The organism is Gardnerella vaginalis ATCC 14018 = JCM 11026 (assembly GCF_001042655.1).
GTDB lineage: Bacteria > Actinomycetota > Actinomycetes > Actinomycetales > Bifidobacteriaceae > Bifidobacterium > Bifidobacterium vaginale.
The window spans coordinates 534,885-558,353 of sequence record NZ_AP012332.1; the positions used below are offsets into that span (position 1 = coordinate 534,885).

The following is a 23,469-nucleotide window of genomic DNA, read 5'->3' on the forward strand; positions in this document are numbered from 1 at the left end:
CATTGTGATTATGTTTGTGCTTATGTCTATTTGTTTTTAACTTTTATTTTTTAAGACAAACCTATTATAACTAGCATGCTTTGATTTCAGTTTGATTCTTGTTCTTATATTTCTTATATTTACTTTTGGTGGTGTTGAATTTAGCTAATGATAAAATAATCTCATGGCTTTAACTCAAGAAGAACTTGCGGATATCCGCTCTCGCGTACCACAGAAACCTACTTCCGATATTCCTACACCTTATGAGGATTTGGTTAGAAAAATACTTATGGAAGGTACTTTAAAATCGGATCGCACTGGTACAGGAACAATATCTCTTTTTGGTCAACAAATTCGATTTGACTTAAGCAAGAGTTTTCCGCTTATAACCACAAAAACAGTGTTCTTTAAGGGACTTGCATATGAGCTTCTTTGGTTCCTTAAAGGTTCTAGTAATGTGCGCTGGTTGCAAGAAAACGGTGTGCATATTTGGGATGAGTGGGCAGATGAAAATGGCGATTTAGGTCCTGTTTACGGCGTTCAGTGGCGTAGTTGGCCAGCGCCTACGCAAGAAAATCCTAATCGAACAATCGACCAGATTGCAAACGTTATGGAGCTTATTAAAAATCATCCAGATTCTCGTCGAATGATTGTCAGTGCTTGGAATCCTGCAGAAGTAGAGAATATGGCTTTGCCGCCTTGTCACTCGCTTTTCCAGTTCTATGTTGCTGACGGCAAGCTTTCTTGCCAGCTTTACCAGCGTTCTTGCGATATGTTCCTTGGCGTGCCATTCAACATTGCTTCTTACTCGCTTTTAACAATGATGATGGCTCAGCAAGCAGGATTGGAACCAGGAGAGTTCGTGTGGACAGGTGGCGATTGCCATATTTACGATAATCACGTAGAGCAAGTGCTTGAGCAGCTTTCGCGTGAGCCGTACCCGTATCCGCAGCTTGAGATTCGTAAAGCTGATTCAATTTTTAGCTACGACTATAGTGATTTTAAGGTTGTTGATTATAAGCATCATCCTACGATTAAAGCTCCTGTAGCTGTGTGATCTTATTTATTAGTTGCTTATTAGTTTGAGTTTTTGACTAGGAGTTTTATGGCAAACGATATTCCTGTGCGTTTAATTTGGGGGCAAGCATACGATTTGGAAGGCCGCGTAGGCGCAATGGGTGTAAATGGTGGTATGCCATGGAGACTTTCCACAGATTTGCGCTATTTTAAAGCCATGACAATTTCTTGCCCAGTAATAATGGGTAGGGGAACTTGGGATTCTATGCCAGAAAAGTTCCGTCCTCTTCCTGGGCGAGAAAATATCGTTGTTTCTAGGAATCCAGATTTTAATTCAGATGGTGCAAAAAGTTTTACAAGCATTGAAGAAGCAATATGTTACGCAAAAAAATGGATTGAAGATAATCCTATTGAGCATGTAGATTCTTCAGATTTGCCTAAAGATGGTAGCGCAGTTTGGATTATTGGTGGCGGAGCAATTTTTAGAGAAGTGATTGAGTCGCAAATTGTTGACGCTGCCTATGTAACTCAAATTGACACTAGAGTAGAAGCTGATACGTTTGCTCCTAACATTCAGAAACTTGTAGATGATGGATTGTGGAAAGTTGCACGTGATTGTGATTGGCAGGAATCGACTATAAAAGTTGGCGCAAATCAATTCAATACAAAATATAAGTTTATGGTTTATGAGCCAGTTAAATCTAAAAATAAGCTAGATTAAGGATATGTATGGAATCTTTAAACAAAATTCACGTAGATGCTAAGCATCCGTATGTTGTTATGACGGTTTGTACAGGGAATATTTGCAGATCGCCAATGGCAGAAATTGTTTTGCGTAACGAGTTTAAGCTTAGAGGATTAAGCGATGTTGTTGCTGTAAAATCATGTGGCGTAAGTGACGAAGAATACGGAAATCCGATTGATAGACGTGCGCAAAGAGAGCTTAAAAGTAGGGGTTATTCTTTGCCGTTAAGCCATTTTGCGCATAGGATTGAGCGAGATGAAATAGAAGAGACGAATCTTTTTCTTCCAATGACTGCTTCGCATATGCAATCTTTGCTCAGGATTATTCCGCCACAAAAGCGTAGTCTTGTTCACATGTATAGGTCTTTTGATCCGTCTTTAGAAAAGCCACAAGTTGGTCGCGAAGCTGTTTTGGATTTGGCGGACCCATGGTACGGAGGTCCTAAAGAGTTTGAGATTGCAATGGATCAAGTGGAGGAGTGTGCTCCTTACATTGTGGATTGGGTAGAGTCGCAGATAACGCGCGAATAATAATTGCGTAAAGTCATATAAAGTCGCTTAAAATATATTAAAACCAGACGAACCAATTGGAACGTCTGGTTTATTTTTATGCCTTTTATTTAAATAAAACCTACGATTTATTTTCCTCTTAAAGCTCTGCGACTTACTCGAGGAGCATGAGTTGGGTCAATTCCTTTTGGAATACCGAACCCAGATTTGCCCTGTAGCGTACGCAAACGATCATTCAAAATTGCAAGCTCAGTTTTAGTGAGGAAGAAGCGACGATTAGGGTGAATCATCTTAAACAAAGCAAACTTGTGATTTGTAGGCATTAAAGTTTTAGATTTTAAAACCTTACTTCTTAGATCCCTAAGTTTAACTTGATTTTCACCATTACCGACGCAAATGCGGTAAACAGGAATATTAGATCCTGCTGTAACACTTTTAATCGCGTGCTCTTGGCGATTCATAGCTTGGCTTAAACGCTCATAGTTACCTTCGCCAACAAGGAAGATTCCGTTAAAACCAGTTCCTCTCCAAATAGCATCTTTTGTGCGAGGATCAACCCACACAGGTTGTTGAGGGAAAGTAAATCCGCCTTTGTTAATAGCAGATACAATGCCAGCCGCAGCTCCAGGCTTTCCTTCTAGTCTTGCATAGCCAACCTTATCTGCGCGTTTAGTGAGAACAACAGTAAACAGTAAAAGACCCAGCATAAGTGCTGTTATTACCATCATAATCCAAGTCAAAATGGACCATCTAAGAATAACACCAGCTACAATGCACAGCACAACAGGAGCTACAAAAGCTAAGCCAAGCCAAAGTGGAAGCTGCTTATCGTCTGTATGCGTGTACTTGTAGATACGCATAATTTGTGAAATCATGCCTGGCTTCTTAATGCCTTTTGGTTTATCGTTTGCCATTTGCGTTTATCCCCTAATACATAATATTAGCGTTTTATTGCTTTGTATTTTGTTGCTTTATTGCTTAGTAATCATACCCTAAACACGCTTATGCTATAAATCATAGCTTTGTTAGTATACTAGCGATTTATTTAGGCCAATTACCGCGCTTTGGTGTACTTGGCTTTGGGAGTCTCCATCTGCGCATTTGTATTGCTCGACTGCAAGCATACATAGCAGATCTAGAGCTTTTGCCAACAGAAACTTCGCCGTATCGCTTAACAAGCTCTTTACGAAGCTTGCGCCACATTATTATAACGTCAATAATTGCAGCAAAAAGATATGCGTAAAGAACAATCGCAAGAGCAAAATATAGAGCAATATACTTAGTGGATAAGAAGTTTTGAGTTAAGAATATGCAGAGCATAATAACGATTGCAAACGGCACAAAAAATTCGCCAATATTGAAACGCGCATCTACATAATCTCTAATATAAACTCTCCATGGAAGCTGCTCTGACTTTGGCATATGAGCTAAGTCTCCATTTTTCATCGCATCGTATTGAGCATTTTCTTTTTCGCGCAATCTGGCTCGCGCAGCCTTTGCGCTTGCTTTTCTATCCGTTGGAACTAACGGTCTAAGATTCTGCGCTGTAGCTTCGCTTTGCTTCGGCGTTGGAGCGTTTTTTGTGCGAGTCTTTGCCTTATTTTCTATTTTATTTTCACTATTTTCATTAGTCGCTGATTGATTGCCATTTTGTGCACCATTATCAGCAGATTTTTTTACGAATGGATTCCATGTCATGTTTGCAGATTACCCAACAGACTAGACGCGTTATGAGCAATTTCGTTGGTTATGAATAGTCTGATAGTAGTAATTCAACTAATGTTTTTACTAATCTACTGTTTTTTGGAGGACTTATGGCTAGTTTAGAGGTTGCTGATGTGCGTTCGCGCGTGCAAAACGCTTGGGAAGACGTTATTAGCGTATTAAATAAGAAGATCTCTTTAGGAGCTGTTTCTGCTAAAGGCATTACTGGAGATCATATGCGTGCTTCGGCTGAGTATGTGGCTGAAGTTTTGCGCGAAGTGGGTGTAGATGCTCGCGTTGAGCAGTCTCAGAATCCGGATGGTACTCCTGGAGCTTTTGAAGTAGTTGGATCTCGTATTGTGGATCCTAGCGCTCCAACTGTTTTGCTTTACGCTCATCACGATGTTCAGCCTGTTCCAGATGCAAGCGAATGGAATACTGATCCTTTCAAAGGAACTGAAGTAGATGGTCGCTTGTATGGTCGCGGTAGTGCTGATGATGGCGGCGGAATTGCAATTCACTACGGTGCTTTGCGCGCTTTAAGCGAAGATTTAGGCGTAAATATTAAGGTATTTATTGAAGGTGAAGAGGAAATGGGCTCTCCAAGTTTCATTCCATTCATCGAAGCTCATAAAGATGAGTTTGAATCAGACGTTATTATTGTTGCCGACTCTGGAAATTGGTCTGCGGACGTTCCAAGTCTTACGACTAGTTTGCGCGGAAACACTACTGTAGACGTTAAAGTGAAAGTTCTTGGACATCAGGTTCATTCTGGACAGTTTGGCGGACCAATTTTAGACGCATACACGCTTGCTTCAATGCTTATTGCTTCTCTTTATAACAAGGAAGGTGATTTGGCCGTTCCTGGAATTGAATCGCAAGAGCCTGTTGGCGGTTTGCAACGTGATTTGGATGAGGCTCAAGTTCGCGCAGATTCTTCAGTAGTGGATTCTTACAAGCTTGCTGGTACTGGTTCCCTTGCTGCTCGTATGTGGACTAAGCCTAGCTTGACTGTTATTGGTATGGATGCTCATCCAGTAGAGGAAAGCTTTAATGTGATTGCTCACGAAACGCGTTTGCGACTTTCGCTTAGAACTGCGCCTTGCCAGCGTCCAGAAGAAGCGCAAAAAGCTTTGAGCGACTTTTTGGTTGCAAACGCCCCATTCGGTGCGCAAGTTACTGTAAAGCCAGTTGACAATGGTATGGGTTGGGCTATGGATCCTGATGCTGTAGCAACTAAGGACGCTTTAGCTTCTATGAAGGATGCTTTTGGCGTGGATCCTATTAACAAGGGCGAAGGTGGTTCGATTCCATTTATTCCAGAATTGCAACGAATTTTCCCTAAAGCTCAGGTTTTGGTGACTGGACCTGAAGATCCAAAGTCTAATGCGCATAGTCCTAACGAATCGATTTCTCTTTCTGGCTTGAAATCGAATATCGTAACTGAAGCTTTGCTTTTAGATCGTCTAACTAAGTAAACTTAACAACTCGTATACAATCGCTATATAAAATTTTAGCGTTTGTATACGAGTCTACGCAATGACGTAAAATCTTCACACGACACGGGTGCTTTGCATTAATTTGTAAAGCTGAGAGAAACCGCTTGAACGTGAATCCAGGTAATGCTGGCGCACGGAGATCTGTTTTTCCCGTGCCTTAATGGTGACCTACGATTTAAGCCAACGCATAAGTCGTAGTGAAAGAACAGTAAGGCACATATCTATGTCGAAAGAAAATGTCTTATTGCAATGCAATCAGCGATGTAAATCACTGATATGACGTTTTGTTATTAGGATAAGTCAAAAACGTGTTTGTAATAAAGACATTTTAGGATTTTTAGGTCGTTAAAAAGTCCGTAGCAGATCTAAATGATTCTAAAAGAAAAAATTAAAAAATAGATAGAAAATAATTAAATAAAATCATTGCCATAAAGGATTTTTCTATGCCCGATGCATTTGAAACGCCAGTTTTGAACAAAACTAATACGCAGGATGCCGAAACATTCCTTCCATCGGCTAGCTGCAATGCTCAGCTACGTTTTGATAATTGGGGTTATCGTCATGCTTCTCGCAAACATTTTGCTGTACGCGGGTTGAACCTAACAATTGAAGCAGGGCAAAGAGTTTTGTTGCTTGGTGCATCGGGCATAGGCAAATCCACAATTCTTGAAGGTGCTGCTGGGCTGATTGGTAGTGATATTGTTAAATCTAGCTCAAATAATTCAAAGCCTGATTCGAAGAAGAATGTTTTAGTAGAAGATGAAGATGGCGGTGTAAGCGAAGGCTCAGTATTCGTAGATGATTTACCAGTTCATAAAGCGCGTGGGCGAGTAGGATTAGTGTTACAAGATCCAGAGGCTCAAGCTATTTTTCAGCGTTTAGGGGATAACGTCGCCTTCGGTCCTGAAAATATGAATGTTCCTCGTAAAGAAATATGGGATCTTGTTAATAAAAGTCTTGAAGAAGTAGGTTTAGAAGGATTACAGTTACACCGTTCTACCGCCCATTTAAGTGGTGGTCAAATGCAGCGTCTGGCATTGGCTGGAGCATTGGCTATGAAGCCAAGTGTGCTTCTTTTAGATGAGCCTACTGCGAATCTAGATCCAGATGGTGTTAATCAGATTGTAAAAGCTGTTGGTAAAGTTTTAGACGATACCAATGCAACAATGGTTCTTGTAGAACATCATGCGCAGCCTTGGATTGATTTGATTGATAGAGTAGTGGTTCTTGGTCTTGATAATTCTGTGAACAATACTGAAGAGAATAATTATGTTCACGATGATGATATTGCGCGAGACGAGTTTGCGCAAACAGTTATTGTTGCAGATGGAACTCCAGACGAAGTGTTCAGTAGAAGCGATCTTGATTTTGAAAACCTTGGGATTTGGCTTCCTGACAAGTATAAAGATCCGCAAGATCGCAGAATTGGTAGGATTTATGTTGAATGTGAACCAGATTGCGATCCAGCAAAAGGTGATGGAAGAGTAGTTCTATCAACAGAAAACCTTGCGATTAGTCATACGAGTACTCCAATAGCCAAAAATATCAATTTGAAATTTAATTCTGGACAAATCACAGCATTAGTTGGAGCAAACGGTGCTGGAAAATCCACTTTATCTCTAACTTTGGCAGGATTAATTCCAGCTTTAGAAGGTCAGGTTGTAGCTAGTGAGGATCTTTGCGAAGGCGCTGGCGGCACCGATCCGATGAACTGGAAGTCTACTGATCTTGCTAAAAGAATTTCATATGTTTTCCAGAATCCAGAACATCAGTTTGCGTGTGGAACTGTTCTTGAAGAAGTTATGCTGGGTCCTATTAGAACTGGAATGAGTGAAGAAGACGCTAAAACTAAAGCAGAGTCTTTATTAGATAGATTCCGCCTATCTAGATATTCTAACGCAAACCCATACACTTTATCTGGAGGTGAAAAGCGTAGACTTACTGTTGCCGCATCTTTGGCTGCAGCTCCAAGAGTTTTAATTTTAGATGAACCGACTTTTGGACAGGATCGTAAAACTTGGTTACAAATTATAAAACTCATTGCAAGCCTTCGCGCAGATGGCGTTAGTGTTATTGTTGTTACTCATGATAGAGAGTTAGTAGATGCGCTTGGAGCGCGTTTAGTGGAACTTAAAACTAATGTGGATTCCACTAATGACGAATCTTATGAGTCTGAAAATGTAGATAATTCACAAGAATCTTTAGCATTATCTTCGTCAACAGATGCAACGAATATATCTCGAATAGAAGTTAGCGATGTGAACCATCGTGATGAGGCAGCTCGCGCATCAAGTTATTCTCCATTCTTGGCATCTTTGAATCCTGTGTATAGGATGCTTGGAGCTTTCCTACTTTCGGTTCCGCTTTTGTTTACTCTCGACTGGCTTTCTGCAACAATAGCTCTGGTTTTGGAGTTTGTGATTCTTTGGGTTGTTAAAATGAACCCTTTGCGAGTTATTAAACTTTCTTGGCCTGTATGGGTTGGTGCTCCTGGATCTGCATTAGCAGTGTGGTTGTATGGTAAATCAGGTGGAGCAACATGGTTTGATTGGGGAATTATTCATGTAAGTGATCATTCCACAACTCTTGCAATTGCAACATTCATCAGAATTTTAGCTATCGGTGTTCCAGCTATTGTTACTGTTATTGGCATTGATGCAACTGATTTAGCTGATGCCTTTAGTCAAGTTATGAAATTGCCAGATAGGTTTGTTTACGGTGGATTAGCTGGTATGCGATTGTTTAGCGTCCTTCAAGATGATTGGGCTGCTCTCAGTGCATCTAGGCGTTCTCGCGGACTTGGCGATGATAGTAAGATTAAGGCTTTTATGCCTCAAGCTTTTGCTCTTTTGGTGCTGTCTATTCGAAGATCTACAACTTTGGCTACGGCTATGGAAGCTCGTGGATTTGGCGGAGAAAACCCAAGATCTCATGCACGTATAAGCCATGTGAATAAACGCGATTATGTGTTTATGATTGGGTGCTTAATTATTCCTGCTATCGCTTTAATCGCTGCTGTATATTACGGTACTTTTGCTCTTCTTGGAGGAAATTAATACTAACATACAATGTGGGCTTAATGGGATTCGAACCCACGACCTTCTGCTCCGGAGGCAGACGCTCTATCCACTGAGCTACAAGCCCGCAACTTGTGAAAGTATACACGTTGCTAGGGATTGAAAGTATACGCTATTAGCCAATCTTTGTGACTTTAATGCATACTTTAGCGAGTTATTACGCTTTTAAGATCGCTTGCTACTTTTTTAGGATCTTCAGCGCACATGAGAGCAGATACAGTGCATACTCCATCAATGCTTAGGTCTTTGATTGGAAAAACGGTGTTTTCGTGTATTCCACCAATCGCTAGAGTTTTTACACCCATGCTGTGTGCTACTTTTGCTACTTCATTTACGCCTTCAACTCCAAGAGGAGGAACATCATGCGCCTTAGTATTTGTGGCAAATGCAGCTCCGATTCCTATAACATCAGGAAGTGGAGTATCGTTCTCTTTGCACTCTTTATATGCTTTTTCCATTAGGTCTACTCTTGCGCAAGAAAGTCCAATCATCCATTCGGCTGGCATGGATTTACGTGCTGTAACGAAAGGCGTATCTTTTTGACCAATATGCAGGTTGAATCCCAGTTTTGCTGCGGTGTCAACGTGATCGTCTATGAAAATCGGTATATCTCCATGTTTTGCTTTTATAAGTGTTTTGCGTAACTTTATGGCTTTTTCTGATATTTCAGTATCGTTGGAGTATTTATCTCGCAATTGAACTACTGTCACTCCGCCATCTATGGATTCTACTGCAACTTGTTCTTCGCTACGGTTTCCCATTCGTGGATCTGTGACTAGGTAAAGCGTCCAATCTGTTGGTTCTATGCTAAATTCAATGTTTGTTAGTTCAAACATGTTGTTTACACTTAATGTTTGCAATGCGTCGATCCACAGTGTTTTGAATGTTCCTGGTGCGGTTGTTTGTCTTGCTGCAAACGTTCCAGCTGCTGCAGCGTGCACGTGTGCAGCCACTGTTGCTGCCACTGGGCGCTCTGGGTTTGCACCCACATATGCCGCCACTAATGATCCAAGAGCGCACCCAGTTCCTACAACTTTTGTCATAGCCTTGTGTCCGCCAGTTATTCGCACTAGGCATCCGTGACCGTATACCGCGTCTTTTTCTCCAGATATTGATATTACAGATCCGTATTCTTTTGCCAGTTTTTTGGCTGCTTCTAGCGCGGAGTTTACTGGATCTTGCGCATCTACGCCTTTCATCTGACTGTTTTGCCCAACTAAAGCTAATATTTCGCTTGCGTTCGCTCGTATTACTGTTGGGTTTCGTTTTACTATTTCTCTTACAAATTTTGTTCTAGTGGTTAATTCGTCTACTCCAACTCCAACTGGATCTAGTACCCAAGGAGTTTGTGTTTCTTCGCAAGTTTCTATTGCTTTGCGTATGGCTTTGCCTTTTATCTCTTCGAATGTTCCAACATTTACTAGAACGCCTGACGCTATTTTTGCAATGCCTGCTGCTTCATCTGGGTCGCATACCATTATTGGCGTAGCTCCTGCGGAAAGTAGTACATTTGCTGTTATTTCTTGAACAATATTGTTTGTTATGCAATGAGTTAGTGGCTTCTTTGCTCTCACTCTTTCTATGCATGATCTAACGTCATTTAGAAACATTCGTCTTCTTGCGCGAACGCTAAAACTTGTATCTATATTTGTATCTATATTTGCATTTGATTCGTTTAATTCTTCCATGATTTTCCCTTCGCTAGCACTACCTAGATCAGGTTTAACGGGTGTAATCTCAGCGTTTTTACGCACCCCGAACCGACTTTGACTATATCGTTTGTGTATGACGTTTGGCTATGTAATATTTTATTTCGCGCGTTTTGCGTTGTTTCGCTTGAAATTTCGGGGATGATTGAAGATTATTGTTTTGGATTTTATAAAATTTTTCCATTAATTTTTTATTTTTGTTTGCATTTGTACTTTTATAGTGTTAGCATCAAACACAACACAAACGGATATCGTAAATTTTACGATTTACGATTTTGGATTTGTGATTGACCACATTAAGCGTTTAGCTTTGCAGCTAAGTATTAAGGAGGCGGCTATCATGCGTAACATGAATGCTCAAGCTCGCGATACTTTTGATGCTGCTCGTATGTGGTGGTGGCAGACTTCTCTTTGGCGTAGTTTACTCTAAAGCTTTAGAAGCTGCTTGTTTAGGCTTGTAAAAGACCTCTAGGGTAAACCTGGAGGTCTTTTTTATATCTCCAGAAAGCCAAATCTATTTGGATTAATTTTACGTCTAAAACAAATCTATAAACATAAAAAACAATTAAAAAATTGTTTAAAACAATCAACATAAAAATCTACATAAAAGGAGAAAATCATGGCTCAGGAAATTAATGAAACTAAGCAGGAAACCTCATTTACTTCTGCTGAATCTAGTGTTAATCAGGCTTCGGATTTACTTAAAGGTGTAAATGTTAAAAAGCATGCTTTAGATATTACGTCTTTGGTGTTGGTGGCTGTTCTTTTTGCAGCAGGATGTATTCTTGACTTTACAGTTGCAAAAGCGCTTTCGATTGGAAATATTCAGCCAGAGTTTGTAATTGCATCGTTCTGCCTTGCGATTTTGTTGGTTCGTCCAAATGTTATTCAGGGTGCGATTATTGGTGCTTTGGCTGCGACTTTAATTCAATTTAACACTTCAATTCCTGGTCTTGAATACGCTTGCGATATTCCAGCAGCAATTATTATGACTTTGATGTTGATGGGTTATTTAAAGGCTTTTCCTAAGGATGCTGCTAGAAAGTTCAGTGTTTTCCCATTAATTTCTTCCTTTATTGCAACTGTTATTTCTGGAATGATTTTTGCAACAATCGCATCTTTCTTTATTCTTCACTCTCCAAACACTGTTCTTGTTATGCTTCCAATCATTTTGGGTACTGCTGTGTTTAATGCTGTTGTTGTTGAAGTTCTTTACACTCCAATTCGACTCGTTCTACACAAGTAAATCAGAATTGAAAAATAATTAAACAAATTAATTTAAATCAATATAAATTAATATCAAAACATATATAAATAACAAAAGTCGATAATTAAAACTTGATTATCGCAACTTAAAGGAGAAGATTATGAATCAGGAAATTAACGAACATGAAGGTAATATGCTTAATGCTGTAAGTATTAAAAAGCACGCTTTAGATATTACGTCTTTAGTGTTGGTGGCTGTTCTTTTTGCAGCAGGATGCATTCTTGATTTTACAGTTGCAAAAGCGCTTTCAATTGGAAATATTAAACCAAACTTCTTAATCGCATCATTCTGCCTTGCGATTTTGTTGGTTCGTCCAAATGTTATTCAGGGTGCGATTATTGGTGCTTTGGCTGCAACTTTAATGCAATTTAACGCATCTATTCCTGGTCTTAATTATGTTTGCGATATTCCAGCAGCAATTGTTATGACTTTGATGATTATGGCTTATGTCCGCGTTTTCCCTAAGGATGCTGCTAGAAAGTTCAGTATTTTCCCACTTATAGCAACTTTTATAACCACAGTTGTTTCTGGTTTAATATTTGCATCTACTGCATCTTTCTTTGTTCTTCATTCTCCTAAGACGATTCTTGTTATGCTTCCAATCATTTTGGGAACTGCTGTGTTTAATGCTGTTGTTGTTGAAGTTCTTTACACTCCAATTCGACTCGTTCTACACAAGTAAGTATTTGAATTTATTTTAGATGATATTCAGTAAGTCATATAATCGTCAGAGAGTAATCAATAAGTAATGTTCATAGTATTGTTGGGTTTTTAAGAGTTAGGAATTGTTGTGTCTTTGCTTGAGCTTAGGGAAGTATCTTTTAAATATTTGAATCATAATAAGGATGATTCTTTAGACTCTGCAAAGGCACAAGATTCCACTTTTGCCTTGAACAATATAAGCCTTAGTATTGAAGCTGGCGAATTTGTTGGAATTATTGGACCATCTGGATCTGGTAAAACAACTCTTGCCTCTATTTTCTCTGGTGCTATTCCTCATCATTATTCTGGAGAACTTTCTGGAATCGTTAAGATTGCAGGTCAAGAAACTAAAAATCTTGCTTTAACTAATATAGCCTGCTTAATTGGATCAGTTATCCAAGATATTGATGCGCAAATGGTGGCTGCAAACGTAGAAGATGAGATTCTTTTTGGTCTAGAAAACTTTGGTGTTGCACACAATGAAATACCGAATCGAATCGATGAAGCTTTACAAATTGTTGGCATTAGTGATTTGCGCAACCGCGATTTAGACACTCTTTCTGGAGGTCAAAAGCAGAAAGTTGCGATTGCTGCTATTCTTGCGCTAAAACCTAAAGTTATGGTGTTAGATGAGCCTACGTGCGCTTTAGACCCTGTTTCTTCTAAAATGATTTTTTCGATTCTTAAAGATTTGAATAAGAATTTTGGAATAACGGTTGTTGTAATTGAGCAGAAAGTGGCGCTTTTAAGCGAGTATTGCAAGCGTTTGGTTGTGCTTTCTAATGGCACTTTATCACTGGATTTGCCTGTTGGACAAGCGCTAAAAAATATGGATTTGCTTTATTCTATTGGAATAAATTATCCGCGCACTACACATTTGGTTAATGATTTACAGCGTGAGAGTGTTTGCTCTAAAAGCGATTTGCCTGTGTCTGTAGAAGATACAGTAAATACTATTGTTAATACGATTAATAGTGGAAATTCTTTAGTTTCACATGATGATTCACATAGTGAATGCGATGAAGATAAATGTGCGGCTGCTTTCGACTTTTCCAATGCATCGCAAAACTTAGCACAAAATTCTTCACCATGTCTTTCTTTGCAAAATGTTAGTTTTTCATATCCGAGTGGTGTTAGTGCTTTAGAAAACGTGTCTTTTGACGCTTATCCTGGGGAGCTTGTAACTCTTGTTGGAAGAAATGGTGCTGGAAAAACAACTGTTACTAAGATAATAAACGGTTTGCTTAAGCCAAGTAGTGGAAGTATTTTTATTGATGGCAAAAATACTAGCAACATGAAAATAAGCCAAATTGCTCACTATGTTTCAACTCTTTTCCAGAATCCAGATCGTCAGCTTTGTAAAGATACTATTTTAGAAGAAGTAGCGTTTAGTTGTATTCTTTTAGGTGAGTCTGTTAAAGAAGCTAATGATCATGCTATGCAAGTGATTGAAAAGCTTAATTTAGATCCTAATGCTAGCCCTTTTATGCTTTCTAGAGGTCAGCGTCAGATGGTGGCATTGGCTGCAACTGTTGTAACTAAACCTAAGATTCTTGTATTAGATGAGCCTACTTGCGGACTGGATTACATGGAATGCTTGAGAATCATGCAAGTTGTAGAAGACCTTAGAGACCATGGTTGTTGCGTGATAATGGTTTGCCACGATATGGAAGTGGTTCTTGATTTTGCAACGCGTTTAATCGTAGTAAATGATGGACATATTCTTGAAGACGGAAGCATAAGCCATGTGTTTGAGAATAAGAGTATTTGCGATGAAGCTGCTTTATGTGCTCCTCTTTTGTGCGCTGTATCTCAGGGCTTAGCTAAAAATGGTTTTGCTAAGTGTAAAGGATTGTATAAGAGAGATATGTTGGTTAATGCTCTTAAAAAGAGTTGCAATTTGTAAAACAAATGGGTGATTTTTATGCAAACTAAGATTCTTACTTATAATGCTGGTTCAACTTTCTTGCACAAGGCAAATCCTATTGCAAAACTTATATTAGCTATAAGCGTTGTTGTGTCTGCTTTTATAGCTCAACAATTTAGCGTTCTTGTAACTATTGCAGTATTGATTCTTGTTGCTATGGCTATGGCTGGGATTCTTAAAACTCTGTTTCCTCTTGTGCGCGCAATGCTTATTCTCGGCGTTGTAATGTTCTTTTTGCAAACGATTATTGCTCAGGGTGGAAATTATATGTTCTTGTGGTTTACATCAAGAGGAATTTCTGTTGCTGCAAGAGCATCTTTGAGACTATTCTGTTTTGCTTTGCCTCTTGTTAGCGTTCTTAGCATTACAAAATTGAACGATTTAGCTAATGCTGTTGTTCAATATCTACGTGTTCCTTACTGTTATGTTTTTACTATTACTACAGCTGTGCGTTTTGTTCCTATTTTTGCGTACGAAATGTCTCAGATTACGGAAGCTCAAATGGCAAGAGGAGTTGAGTTCGATACTAAGAATCCTTTTAAAAAGATTAAGCTGATGATGCCTTTGATTGTGCCTCTTTTGGTTTTGTCTGTTCGTAAAGCCGATAGTTGTGCTTTGGCTGCGGAAGAACGTGGATTCTATTTGCGCACTCGTAAGTCATCTTATAAAAAGTACACTTTTGGATGGCGTGGGCTTGTTCTTATTGTAATATCTGCGATTATGATTGCTTTGCCTATAGTTGTGTCTATATTAGCTCCACAAATTATTTAAAATAGTTTAAACTAATCTAGAATAAGTTAAAAAATTCTAGAATCTAGGCGATTTTTGATGAATAATTTAAAGGTTTGGCTTAAAGGTGCAAGACTTTATACTCTTCCAATCGGAATAGTGCCAGTTATTATGGCGATTTCGATTTTTGCAAGATATTTATTCAGTGGTCAAATACTTGTAAAACCTTATAATATTGAAAATTTTGTTATTCAATCACTATTGTGTATAGGTGTTGCTGCTTTTATGCAGATTTCAGTGAACTATGCGAATGATTATTGTGATGGTTTGCGCGGATTAGATGATCAAAGATCTAATAGAGATTTAGGCGATAAAACATTGTGTGATGTGTCTTGGAGACTTGCAGACGCTGGTATTAAACCAAAATCAGTTTTGTATGCTGTTTGCATATCTGCCTTAGTATCATGTGTTTTTGGGTTAATCATTACTGTTAGAAGTGGAATTTGGATATTTATTCTTCTTGGACTAGTTTGTCTTATGGGAGCGTGGTTTTATGCGGGAGGATCGCATCCTTACGGTTACCGTGGTAGGGGAGAATTTAGTGCGTTTTTGTTCTTTGGACCTGTTGCTTTTCTAGGAACATTGTGTGCTCTTAGTTTTGGAAGTGGTTTTCCTAAAGAATCAATAACAACGGCAAGCGTTCCACAAATTGTGTTTTGTGTGTTATTGTCCATCATTCCAGGCGGGTTCTCTGCTTGTCTTATGATGATTAACAATTTAAGGGATATAGAAAGTGATACAAAACACGCAAAATTTACAGCAATGTCAATTGTTGGGGAGAATATAGGGCGAATTATATTCGTTTCTGTTGTAATTATGTTTACACTTCTGCAGTGTGTTTATGTTTTTCTTAATATATTTTTTGCTAAGTTTATGACAATAATTTGGAATGTAGCCAGATTGAATAAAAATGCTTTCAGAATAAATTGCTTCTTGTTTAATCAGGGTGTGTTTATTGTTTGCTGCATTTTGTTATTATTGCTTACCTACATGTTTATTAAAAAAGCGTATTCGCTAGCATATGCGGTTATATGTGGGAATTATGCTAATGCTTTTCCAATATGCGTATCTTTAGCAATGCTTGGTGCTTTGACTTTTGTATTGTCAATATTTGCATGCTAGCTTTACCGCATTAAAAAGCGGTTTATAATGTATTTTATACATGCGTACTAGTAAAATCGTATGGCAACGCGCACGGTGTGCTTTTAGTGTTTGTGCAATGAATATGCATGATGCTGGTTCACGCAATGACCGCAAAGCTGGCGTGTATTAGAGTGTGCAAAATGTGTGTTGGTGGAATACATAGCGCTGTTGCCTTGTGTTTTAGGGTAAGGAAATGAGGTTGTAAAATGTCTGCTGTAACCAGCGATGAAGAGATGGGGAAGTCGCCAGTTGTGCTTACCGATGATGAGTTGCGAGATGCGGCTGAGTTGTCTACTCCTAAAAAAGACGATGATAACAGTGAAAGCAAAAAAGAAAATGCTGAAAAAACTGTTGTAGTTGCAGAAGACGAGGCAGTGAACCGTATGGATCTTGTAGCAATGTTGGAAGATAATGGCTACAAGGTTGTAGGACAAGCAGCTAATGGAGAAGAAGCGGTTAATCTTACTCGTCAATTCCATCCAGATGTTGTTTGCATGGACGTTAAGATGCCAGTAGTAGATGGTATTCAAGCGGCTGCCACTATTTGTGACGAGAATATTGCTCCAGTTGTTATGCTCACTGCTTTTTCTCAATCTGATTTAGTTAAGAGAGCTACTGGCGCTGGTGCTATGGCTTATGTTACAAAGCCGTATGAGGAGTCAAAACTTTTACCTGCTCTAGAAGTAGCTATGGGTAGGTTTAGTGAAATTAACGATTTATTAGATAGTGTTGAGCGTACTGAAAATAAGCTACAGGATGCGCAAGATCAGCTTCGTAAAGCAGAAGAGAAGCTTAGGAAGGCTGAAGATACTCTTGAAGAGCGTAAGCTTGTAGACAGGGCAAAAGGTTTGCTTATGGACAAGGCTGGATTCTCGGAACAGGGTGCTTTCCGCTGGATTCAAAAAACTTCTATGGATCAGCGTATTCCAAAGAAGCGTCTTGCTTTGGCTATTATTGCTAAGTATGGTGAAGAAAAACCATCTGCAGAAGCGTAAACAGTATTTCAAAGCATTATTTAAAAACAATATTTTGTAGTTGTTACAATTAATGGTTGTTACAGCTATGGTAAATAATTTCATAAAAAATTTATTTTACGAGAACGCAGGTGGGTAGTTAAGTGAATGCCAGCATCGTTGCAAACGAGGATTCTTTGAATAATGAGGATGAAAATGGAACGTTGTTGGTGGTAGATGGCCACTCACTTGCGTTTCGTGCTTTTTACGCAATATCTGCGGATAATTTTTCAACAAAATCTGGTTTTGCAACCAATGCAATATGGGGTTTTTCAACAATGCTTTCTCAGGTTATTGAAAAAGAAAAACCAGATAAGCTTGCTGTTGCTTTTGATGTTAAAGGCGGAACTTTTAGGAATAAACTTTTGCCGCAATATAAAGGAACTCGAGAAGCTGCACCAGAAGAGCTTCTAGCTCAACTTCCTGTTATACAAGAATTGCTCAATGCATTAGGTGTTAAATATATTACAAAACAGGGTTATGAAGGCGACGATATTATTGCAACCTTAGCCACAATGGGCGCTAAAGCTAAATATAAGACTCTTGTTCTTTCTGGAGATCGTGATGCGTTCCAACTTATTGATGAATATATAAATGTTTTGTATCCAGGCAGGCATTTTAAAGATTTAAAACAAATGGATACTGATGCGATTATTGAAAAATATAATGTTACGCCTAAGCAATATTCAGATTTAGCAGCGCTTAGAGGAGAAACTTCCGATAATATTCCAGGTGTTCCTGGCGTAGGCGATGGTTATGCAGCAAAGTGGATTAATCAATTCGGTGGATTAGAAGGCATTATAGAACACGCGGATCAGGTGACTGGCAAAAAAGGTGAGTCTTTGCGAGAAAGCATAGATCAGATTCGTCTGAATAAGAAAGTAAATACTCTTGTTAAAGATTTAGATCTTGGTGTTGGTATTAATGATCTTGAATTTGGAAATGTTGATGCCGCGTCAGTTGGCGAATTGTTTGAAAGACTCGAATTTGGTACTCGCAGTAGAAGGAAGATTTTAAAAGAATTTACGCGTGGAAGCAAAGAGCTTTTAGAAGAGAACATTAAGATGATGATTTCTGCTGGAAGCACTCATGCTGGCAGTGATGTTAGTTCTACAGAGTCTGATAATTCAGATGATTTAGAGGATTTCAAAACTATAGTAGATAAAATAAATATTCATAAAATTTATTCAGAATCTGATTTAGATAATTGGATTAATCTCGTGTCACCATGTATTGAGAAAAGTGAGTCAAATGGATCGTCAGAATTAGTTAAAGAGAATACGGAATATAAATCTAAAGCAACCGTAGATTTGTTTGAATTACTTGAGTCTCAAGAAAAACCTTCTTTAAATCTTATAAGAAATGATTTAGAGTGTGCAAAAACTATTAAAGATCACAAAGAACTAGTTATATATGCATTGCAAAAACCAAATGATAGCAGTCAGTTTGGTATTTATGCAGATGTGCTAGTAATGCTATCGCAAAATAATGCTGCAATTGTGTATTCTGATGTTCTTAATGGGGATTCTAGCGAAGATTGTAATAAAATCTGCCACAAGCTAAAAGATTTCATAAAAATGTATGAATCTTCAATTGTTTTGCATGACTACAAAAAACATATAGCTCTTCTTAAATCGCTGAAAATTGTAGATAATAATTACTCTTTTAATCCATTACTTGACACTCGTTTAGCATCTTATTTGATAGAACCAGATTTTCGCAATGAAAATATTGAAGATATGGCGGAACATGTTCTAAATATTCATGTAGAAAATGAAAAATCTAATGAAGAGCCTGCACAAGGAGAGCTTGATTTTGTTTTAGAAGATAGTGATAATCCTGAAGAGTTAAATCAAGAAGAGGATAAGCGTAAAAAGCAAGAAAAGCGTATTTTGGAAACTGCTATAACAATAAGATTGTTGGCAAAGCAATATGCTATAAAACTAGATGAACGTAAACAAACAGGATTAATGGTCGATGTCGAAATGCCTGTTTCTAGGGTCTTAAGAGGCATGGAAGATGCAGGTGCTGCCGTAGATATGAGCAGGCTCGTATCTATGAGAGATAATTTTGCGGCAGAAGCTCAATTTGCCCAAAAAATGGCTTTGGATGTAGCAAACAAGCCGATAAATTTGCAAAGTCCTAAGCAGCTTCAACAATTGCTATTTGAGGATATGGGTTTAAAGCCTACAAGAAGAACGAAAAGTGGATCTTATACTACTAATGCAGAAGCATTGCAAGAATTATATGCAAAAATTGATCCAGATGAAAAAGCTAGTCAATTCTTAGGGGCTTTGCTAAAACATCGTGAGACAAACAAGTTAAAGCAGATTGTACAGAGTCTTATTGATTCTGCAAGATATGAAGATGGCAGGATTCATACCACTTTTGAACAAACTATTGCAGCTACTGGGCGTTTAAGTTCTTCGGACCCAAATTTGCAAAATATACCGAATAGGAATGTGGTCGGTAGGGAAATTAGAGCTGCTTTTATTCCAGGAAATCAATACGATCAGCTTATGAGTTGTGATTATTCTCAAGTAGAGCTTAGAATTATGGCTCATGCTTCTGCAGATGAAACACTTATTAAAGCTTTTAAGTCTGGTGTTGATTTTCATAAGTTTGTAGCAAGCTTGGTTTATAAGATTCCAGTTGAACAAGTTAGCCCAGATCAGAGATCGCATGTTAAAGCAATGAGTTACGGATTGGCATATGGGCTTAGTACTTATGGTTTAGCAAAACAGCTTTCTATTAGTCCTGCTGCTGCAGAAGTTCTTAAAGAAAAGTATTTCGATACCTTTGGTGGCGTGCATGACTATTTGGAGTCTTTAGTAGATAAAGCTAGAAAGCTTGGATATACTCAAACGATGTTTGGTCGTAGAAGGTATTTTCCTAAGCTAAATTCCACGAATAGAGCATCTCGTGAATCTGCAGAGCGAGCAGCTTTAAATGCTCCTATTCAAGGAAGTGCTGCAGATATTATGAAGCTTGCAATGATTCAAGTAGATAAGGATTTGCGAGAAGCTAAAGTAAAAAGTCGTGTGATTTTGCAAATTCACGATGAACTTGTTCTCGAAATAGCACATGGCGAAGCAGATATTGTAGAAAATATTGTTAAAAACGCTATGGAACATACTGTTGAGTTAGACGTTCCGCTTAATGTGTCTACTGGATTGGGAGCTGACTGGCAGCTTGCTGCTCACTGATTTTATTTGTGAGAATTATTGTAAAGCCCGCTGTAGGTTTATTGTAGGTTTATTGTAAAGGTGTAAAATATGGCAACTTTAGTTGATGTTGTTAATGTTTTAGAAGACTTGTATCCTCTAAATCTTGCTGAATCTTGGGATAATCCTGGACTAATTGTTGGAAATCCTACGGATAAGGTGAATAAGATAGTTTGTTTATCTGATCCAACTTTAGAAGCTGTTGAAGAATCATGCAAAATGGGTGCTAATTTGATTGTTTCTCACCATCCTTTATTCTTTAGGTCAGTTCATGAAGTTTCTGGTTTTTCTGTTCGCGGAAAAATAGTTCAGACACTTATTGAAAATCATTGTGGATTGTGGGTCGGTCACACTAATGCGGACGCGGCTTTTAGGGGAGTGGCGGATGCTGCAGCTAATGCTTTTGGTCTTAAAGATTTGCATCCTCTTGTTCCAGCAAGTAATAATGACCTTTCTCTTGGTCTTGGCAGAGTTGGAGTGCTTGAGCAAAAAATCACGCTTAAAGAGTTTGCTATGCGCGTTTTTAACGCTTTGCCTACTACTAATCTAGGCATTCAAGTGTGTGGAGATATTAATGAAATGGTTAGTAAAATAGCTGTTCTTCCAGGTTCAGGTGATTCTTTATTTGATGAAGTTCGCGCTTGCGGAGCAGATGTGTATGTAACAAGTGATTTAAGGCATCATCCTGCAACGGACGCGTACGAGCAGGCTGTGTATGAAGCGAAATTAGAAAATTCTAATATTATTAAGCCCATGCTTATAAACACTCCTCATAGTGCCATTGAGTCGTTGTGGTTTAAGTATGCTGTGCAAGATGTTCATGATTCTATATACAAGAATTTTGGTGAATCGTTGGATGTTTCTTGGATTGGTAGAGCTTTTGACCCTTGGAATTATGTGATTAATTAGAGTGATTGATCAGCGCGATTAGCGGATATTATGAATATGAAAAACAGAAAAGTCTTGCCGATTTCTCAGCAAGACTTCATTCCGTGTCCGGAGCGGGACTTGAACCCGCACGCCTGTACAAATAGGCACTAGCACCTCAAGCTAGCGCGTCTACCATTCCGCCACCCGGACGGGTGTTTTAGACAACAGATAGAACTATAACATCTTTTTTAACTCTTTGCTTCGGCGTGTTGAAAATTAATCTATTTTTGTCATAATTTTGTTAATTTCATCCTTATTTTGATGATTAATAGGCTTGTTTGGGTCAAAATCGACAATTATTACTGGAATATTTTGCACTTCGCCGCTTGAATCCACTATAGAATGTTGTGGATTTTGATTGTTATTACGTTTTGGATAGTCCAATCTTGTGAATGCTCCACGAGATTCATGTCTTGCAAGTGATGCTTGCAGAACCGATTTTGCAAGCGTAATCATGTTTTGTAATTCCCAAATAGCAATTAGCTCTTGATTAAAAACAAGATTTTGTGAATGTAAAACAAGAATTTTAGCTTGCGGAATAATAATCGTATCGATTTTTTGCAAAGCATCTTTAAGGGTATTTTCGCTGCATCTAACCGCTGCAGCATTTTCCATAATATTTTCTAGTTTTTCTAGTAGATTATATGGGTTTGTTGTGTTGCTAGATGTGCTTGTATTTTGAATAAGACCGATTATCTCTTGTACACGATTTTCTGATAATTTGTCTAGATTTTCAAAAGTATTAGGAGTGCTATCGTACACATTTTTTGATGTATCTACTATATGCTCTTCGTGTTTTTCCTGACTTTTTTCCTGACTTTGTTCTTTTAATTCTTTTGCAATAGACTTACCAGATAGTTTTCCGAACAGGCATGCATCAAGAAGAGAGTTTCCGCCAAGGCGATTGGCTCCATGTACTCCCGAGCATGCGCATTCTCCTGCGGCATATAATCCTATTATTCTCTGTTTTTTATTATTAACCAGTTTATAAACTTGCCCGTTAAGCGATATGGGTATTCCCCCCATCGTGTAATGCGCTGTAGGTCTAATAGGTATAAGATCTTTTGATGGATCAAGATGAGCGTATTTTTCAATAGTTTCTACAACCTGTGGAAGAGCTTCTAGCATATGTTGCTTTTCTATACGAGTCATATCTAGCCATACGCAATCTTTTCTATCAATGTTGCTAGTAGTATCTTCAACGCCTCTTAAAGCATCTATTTCTGATACAATCGACCTGCTTACTACATCTCTTGGAGCTAAATCCGCATGCGTGTCGTCGTAGTTTTTCATAAATGCTTCATTCTTGCAATTCCTGAGAACTCCGCCTTCTCCTCGAGCTGCTTCAGAAAGCAATATTCCAGTATGAGCCAGACCAGTCGGATGGAATTGTATGAACTCTATGTCTTCTAGTTGCAATCCTGCGTTTAGTGCTAAAGACATTCCGTCCCCAGTTAAATCCCAGGAATTAGATGTTGTTGAAAATAGTCTTCCAGCTCCGCCAGTTGCTATAAGAACATTTCTTGCACATATTTTTTCTACTTTTCCACTTTTTTCGTTTAGCGCGATTATGCCCTCTGCGCTATTGGATTTGTGGTTTATAGCAAGATCTGTTACATAAACATCTTCTTCGATTTTAATATTTTCTTCTATGCATTTTTGCCATAGGCTGTATAGAATTTGGTGTCCAATTCTGTCTGCAGCGTACGCAGCTCGTCTAATTGGCTGCTGGCCGAAGTCGGCAGTATGTCCACCAAAAAATCTTTGATTAATATGACCATCTTCTGTTCTAGAAAAGGCAACTCCAAAGTGTTCTAGTTCAATAACTGTATCTCTAGCTTCTTTTGCTAGCATTTTTGCTGCATCTTGATCGCTTAACCAGTCTCCACCGTGTACGGTGTCGTAATAGTGCCATTGCCAGCAATCTTTTTCTATGTTTCCTAATGATGCTGCGATTCCACCTTCGGCAGAACCTGTATGAGACCTTAACGCTTGAAGCTTGCAAATCACTAATATTTTAGGCTGTTTTCCTTGAGATTTTAGCGTTTTATATTCTTCAGATTTCACTAATCCCAGTGCTGCAGAAAGTCCTGCTGCTCCTGCGCCGATAATCACAACATCGTATGATGATTGCTCTACTTGTATTTGCACAGTTTTTTCTTTAACTGTAGTAGTATTTTCTTTTTGCTGACTCAAGTTTGACTGCATAACATTTATTTTCTCATATTTTCTGCT

General features: G+C 38.6%; 17 protein-coding genes, 2 tRNA genes and 1 riboswitch. Of the genes, 13 read left to right on the plus strand and 6 right to left on the minus strand.

Annotated elements, in window-relative coordinates; all coding sequences use genetic code 11:
• Positions 1-163: 163 nt before the first annotated feature.
• The 3 genes from GAVG_RS02005 to GAVG_RS02015 are packed head-to-tail and all read left to right on the plus strand — an operon-like array spanning position 164 to position 2,271.
• Positions 164-1,036, plus strand: coding sequence for a thymidylate synthase (locus tag GAVG_RS02005; protein WP_004574972.1), 873 nt, complete (start codon positions 164-166; stop codon positions 1,034-1,036).
• Between the two features lie 48 nt (positions 1,037-1,084).
• Entirely contained in the window at positions 1,085-1,717 is a 633-nt protein-coding gene (locus GAVG_RS02010; RefSeq protein WP_004115573.1) for a dihydrofolate reductase, read from the plus strand.
• A gap of 8 nt (positions 1,718-1,725) precedes the next feature.
• Positions 1,726-2,271: a low molecular weight protein-tyrosine-phosphatase gene (locus GAVG_RS02015; protein ID WP_004112487.1), complete on the plus strand. Its 546-nt coding sequence runs from the start codon at positions 1,726-1,728 to the stop codon at positions 2,269-2,271.
• Between the two features lie 107 nt (positions 2,272-2,378).
• Here GAVG_RS02015 and GAVG_RS02020 read toward each other — a convergent pair whose 3' ends face one another.
• Both GAVG_RS02020 and GAVG_RS02025 read right to left on the minus strand, forming a co-directional pair.
• Positions 2,379-3,164, minus strand: a complete 786-nt coding sequence (locus GAVG_RS02020) for a DUF4191 domain-containing protein (protein ID WP_004112489.1) — start codon at positions 3,162-3,164, stop codon at positions 2,379-2,381.
• 127 nt (positions 3,165-3,291) lie between these two features.
• Positions 3,292-3,948 carry a DUF3043 domain-containing protein gene (locus GAVG_RS02025; protein ID WP_009994839.1) on the minus strand — a complete coding sequence of 219 codons (657 nt, stop codon included), beginning with the start codon at positions 3,946-3,948 and terminating at the stop codon, positions 3,292-3,294.
• 116 nt (positions 3,949-4,064) lie between these two features.
• Between GAVG_RS02025 and GAVG_RS02030 the strand changes: the two genes are divergently transcribed.
• Together GAVG_RS02030 and GAVG_RS02035 are read left to right on the plus strand one after the other, a co-directional pair.
• On the plus strand, positions 4,065-5,432 hold the full coding sequence (locus tag GAVG_RS02030) for a dipeptidase (RefSeq protein WP_004112492.1): 1,368 nt from the start codon (positions 4,065-4,067) through the stop codon (positions 5,430-5,432).
• 464 nt (positions 5,433-5,896) lie between these two features.
• Entirely contained in the window at positions 5,897-8,509 is a 2,613-nt protein-coding gene (locus GAVG_RS02035; RefSeq protein WP_004116779.1) for an ATP-binding cassette domain-containing protein, read from the plus strand.
• Positions 8,510-8,524: 15 nt separating this feature from the next.
• Here GAVG_RS02035 and GAVG_RS02040 read toward each other — a convergent pair.
• Both GAVG_RS02040 and thiM read right to left on the minus strand, forming a co-directional pair.
• Positions 8,525-8,597, minus strand: a tRNA-Arg gene (locus GAVG_RS02040).
• Between the two features lie 79 nt (positions 8,598-8,676).
• Positions 8,677-10,218, minus strand: a complete 1,542-nt coding sequence (gene thiM / locus GAVG_RS02045; protein ID WP_004115568.1) for a hydroxyethylthiazole kinase — start codon at positions 10,216-10,218, stop codon at positions 8,677-8,679.
• Positions 10,206-10,298: riboswitch (TPP riboswitch) on the minus strand. Its footprint overlaps the gene before it by 13 nt.
• Before the next feature lie 560 nt (positions 10,299-10,858).
• Here thiM and GAVG_RS02055 point away from each other — a divergent pair.
• The 8 genes from GAVG_RS02055 (at position 10,859) to GAVG_RS02090 (ending at position 21,213) form a co-directional block, all read left to right on the plus strand.
• A complete protein-coding gene (locus tag GAVG_RS02055) occupies positions 10,859-11,485 on the plus strand; it encodes a hypothetical protein (RefSeq protein WP_004115566.1) in 627 nt (208 codons plus the stop codon).
• 121 nt (positions 11,486-11,606) lie between these two features.
• The gene (locus GAVG_RS02060; protein WP_004115564.1) at positions 11,607-12,188 is read left to right on the plus strand and encodes a tryptophan transporter; all 582 of its coding nucleotides are present in this window, start codon (positions 11,607-11,609) and stop codon (positions 12,186-12,188) included.
• Between the two features lie 108 nt (positions 12,189-12,296).
• A complete protein-coding gene (locus GAVG_RS02065) occupies positions 12,297-14,114 on the plus strand; it encodes an ABC transporter ATP-binding protein (protein ID WP_004574971.1) in 1,818 nt (605 codons plus the stop codon).
• A gap of 18 nt (positions 14,115-14,132) precedes the next feature.
• Positions 14,133-14,906, plus strand: coding sequence for an energy-coupling factor transporter transmembrane component T family protein (locus GAVG_RS02070; protein ID WP_013399515.1), 774 nt, complete (start codon positions 14,133-14,135; stop codon positions 14,904-14,906).
• Between the two features lie 57 nt (positions 14,907-14,963).
• The gene (gene menA, locus GAVG_RS02075; RefSeq protein WP_013399516.1) at positions 14,964-16,046 is read left to right on the plus strand and encodes a 1,4-dihydroxy-2-naphthoate octaprenyltransferase; all 1,083 of its coding nucleotides are present in this window, start codon (positions 14,964-14,966) and stop codon (positions 16,044-16,046) included.
• A gap of 227 nt (positions 16,047-16,273) precedes the next feature.
• A complete protein-coding gene (locus GAVG_RS02080; protein WP_004112506.1) occupies positions 16,274-17,062 on the plus strand; it encodes an ANTAR domain-containing response regulator in 789 nt (262 codons plus the stop codon).
• 122 nt (positions 17,063-17,184) lie between these two features.
• The gene (gene polA, locus GAVG_RS02085) at positions 17,185-20,286 is read left to right on the plus strand and encodes a DNA polymerase I (protein WP_009994794.1); all 3,102 of its coding nucleotides are present in this window, start codon (positions 17,185-17,187) and stop codon (positions 20,284-20,286) included.
• Positions 20,287-20,355: 69 nt separating this feature from the next.
• Positions 20,356-21,213, plus strand: a complete 858-nt coding sequence (locus tag GAVG_RS02090) for a Nif3-like dinuclear metal center hexameric protein (RefSeq protein ID WP_009994795.1) — start codon at positions 20,356-20,358, stop codon at positions 21,211-21,213.
• Between the two features lie 84 nt (positions 21,214-21,297).
• Here the strand turns inward: GAVG_RS02090 and GAVG_RS02095 are convergent.
• Together GAVG_RS02095 and GAVG_RS02100 are read right to left on the minus strand one after the other, a co-directional pair.
• A tRNA-Leu gene (locus tag GAVG_RS02095) sits at positions 21,298-21,384 on the minus strand.
• A 66-nt stretch (positions 21,385-21,450) separates the two neighbouring features.
• Positions 21,451-23,442 (minus strand): FAD-binding protein, encoded by a 1,992-nt coding sequence (locus GAVG_RS02100; RefSeq protein WP_009994796.1) that lies wholly within the window; start codon positions 23,440-23,442, stop codon positions 21,451-21,453.
• Positions 23,443-23,469 lie beyond the last annotated feature (27 nt).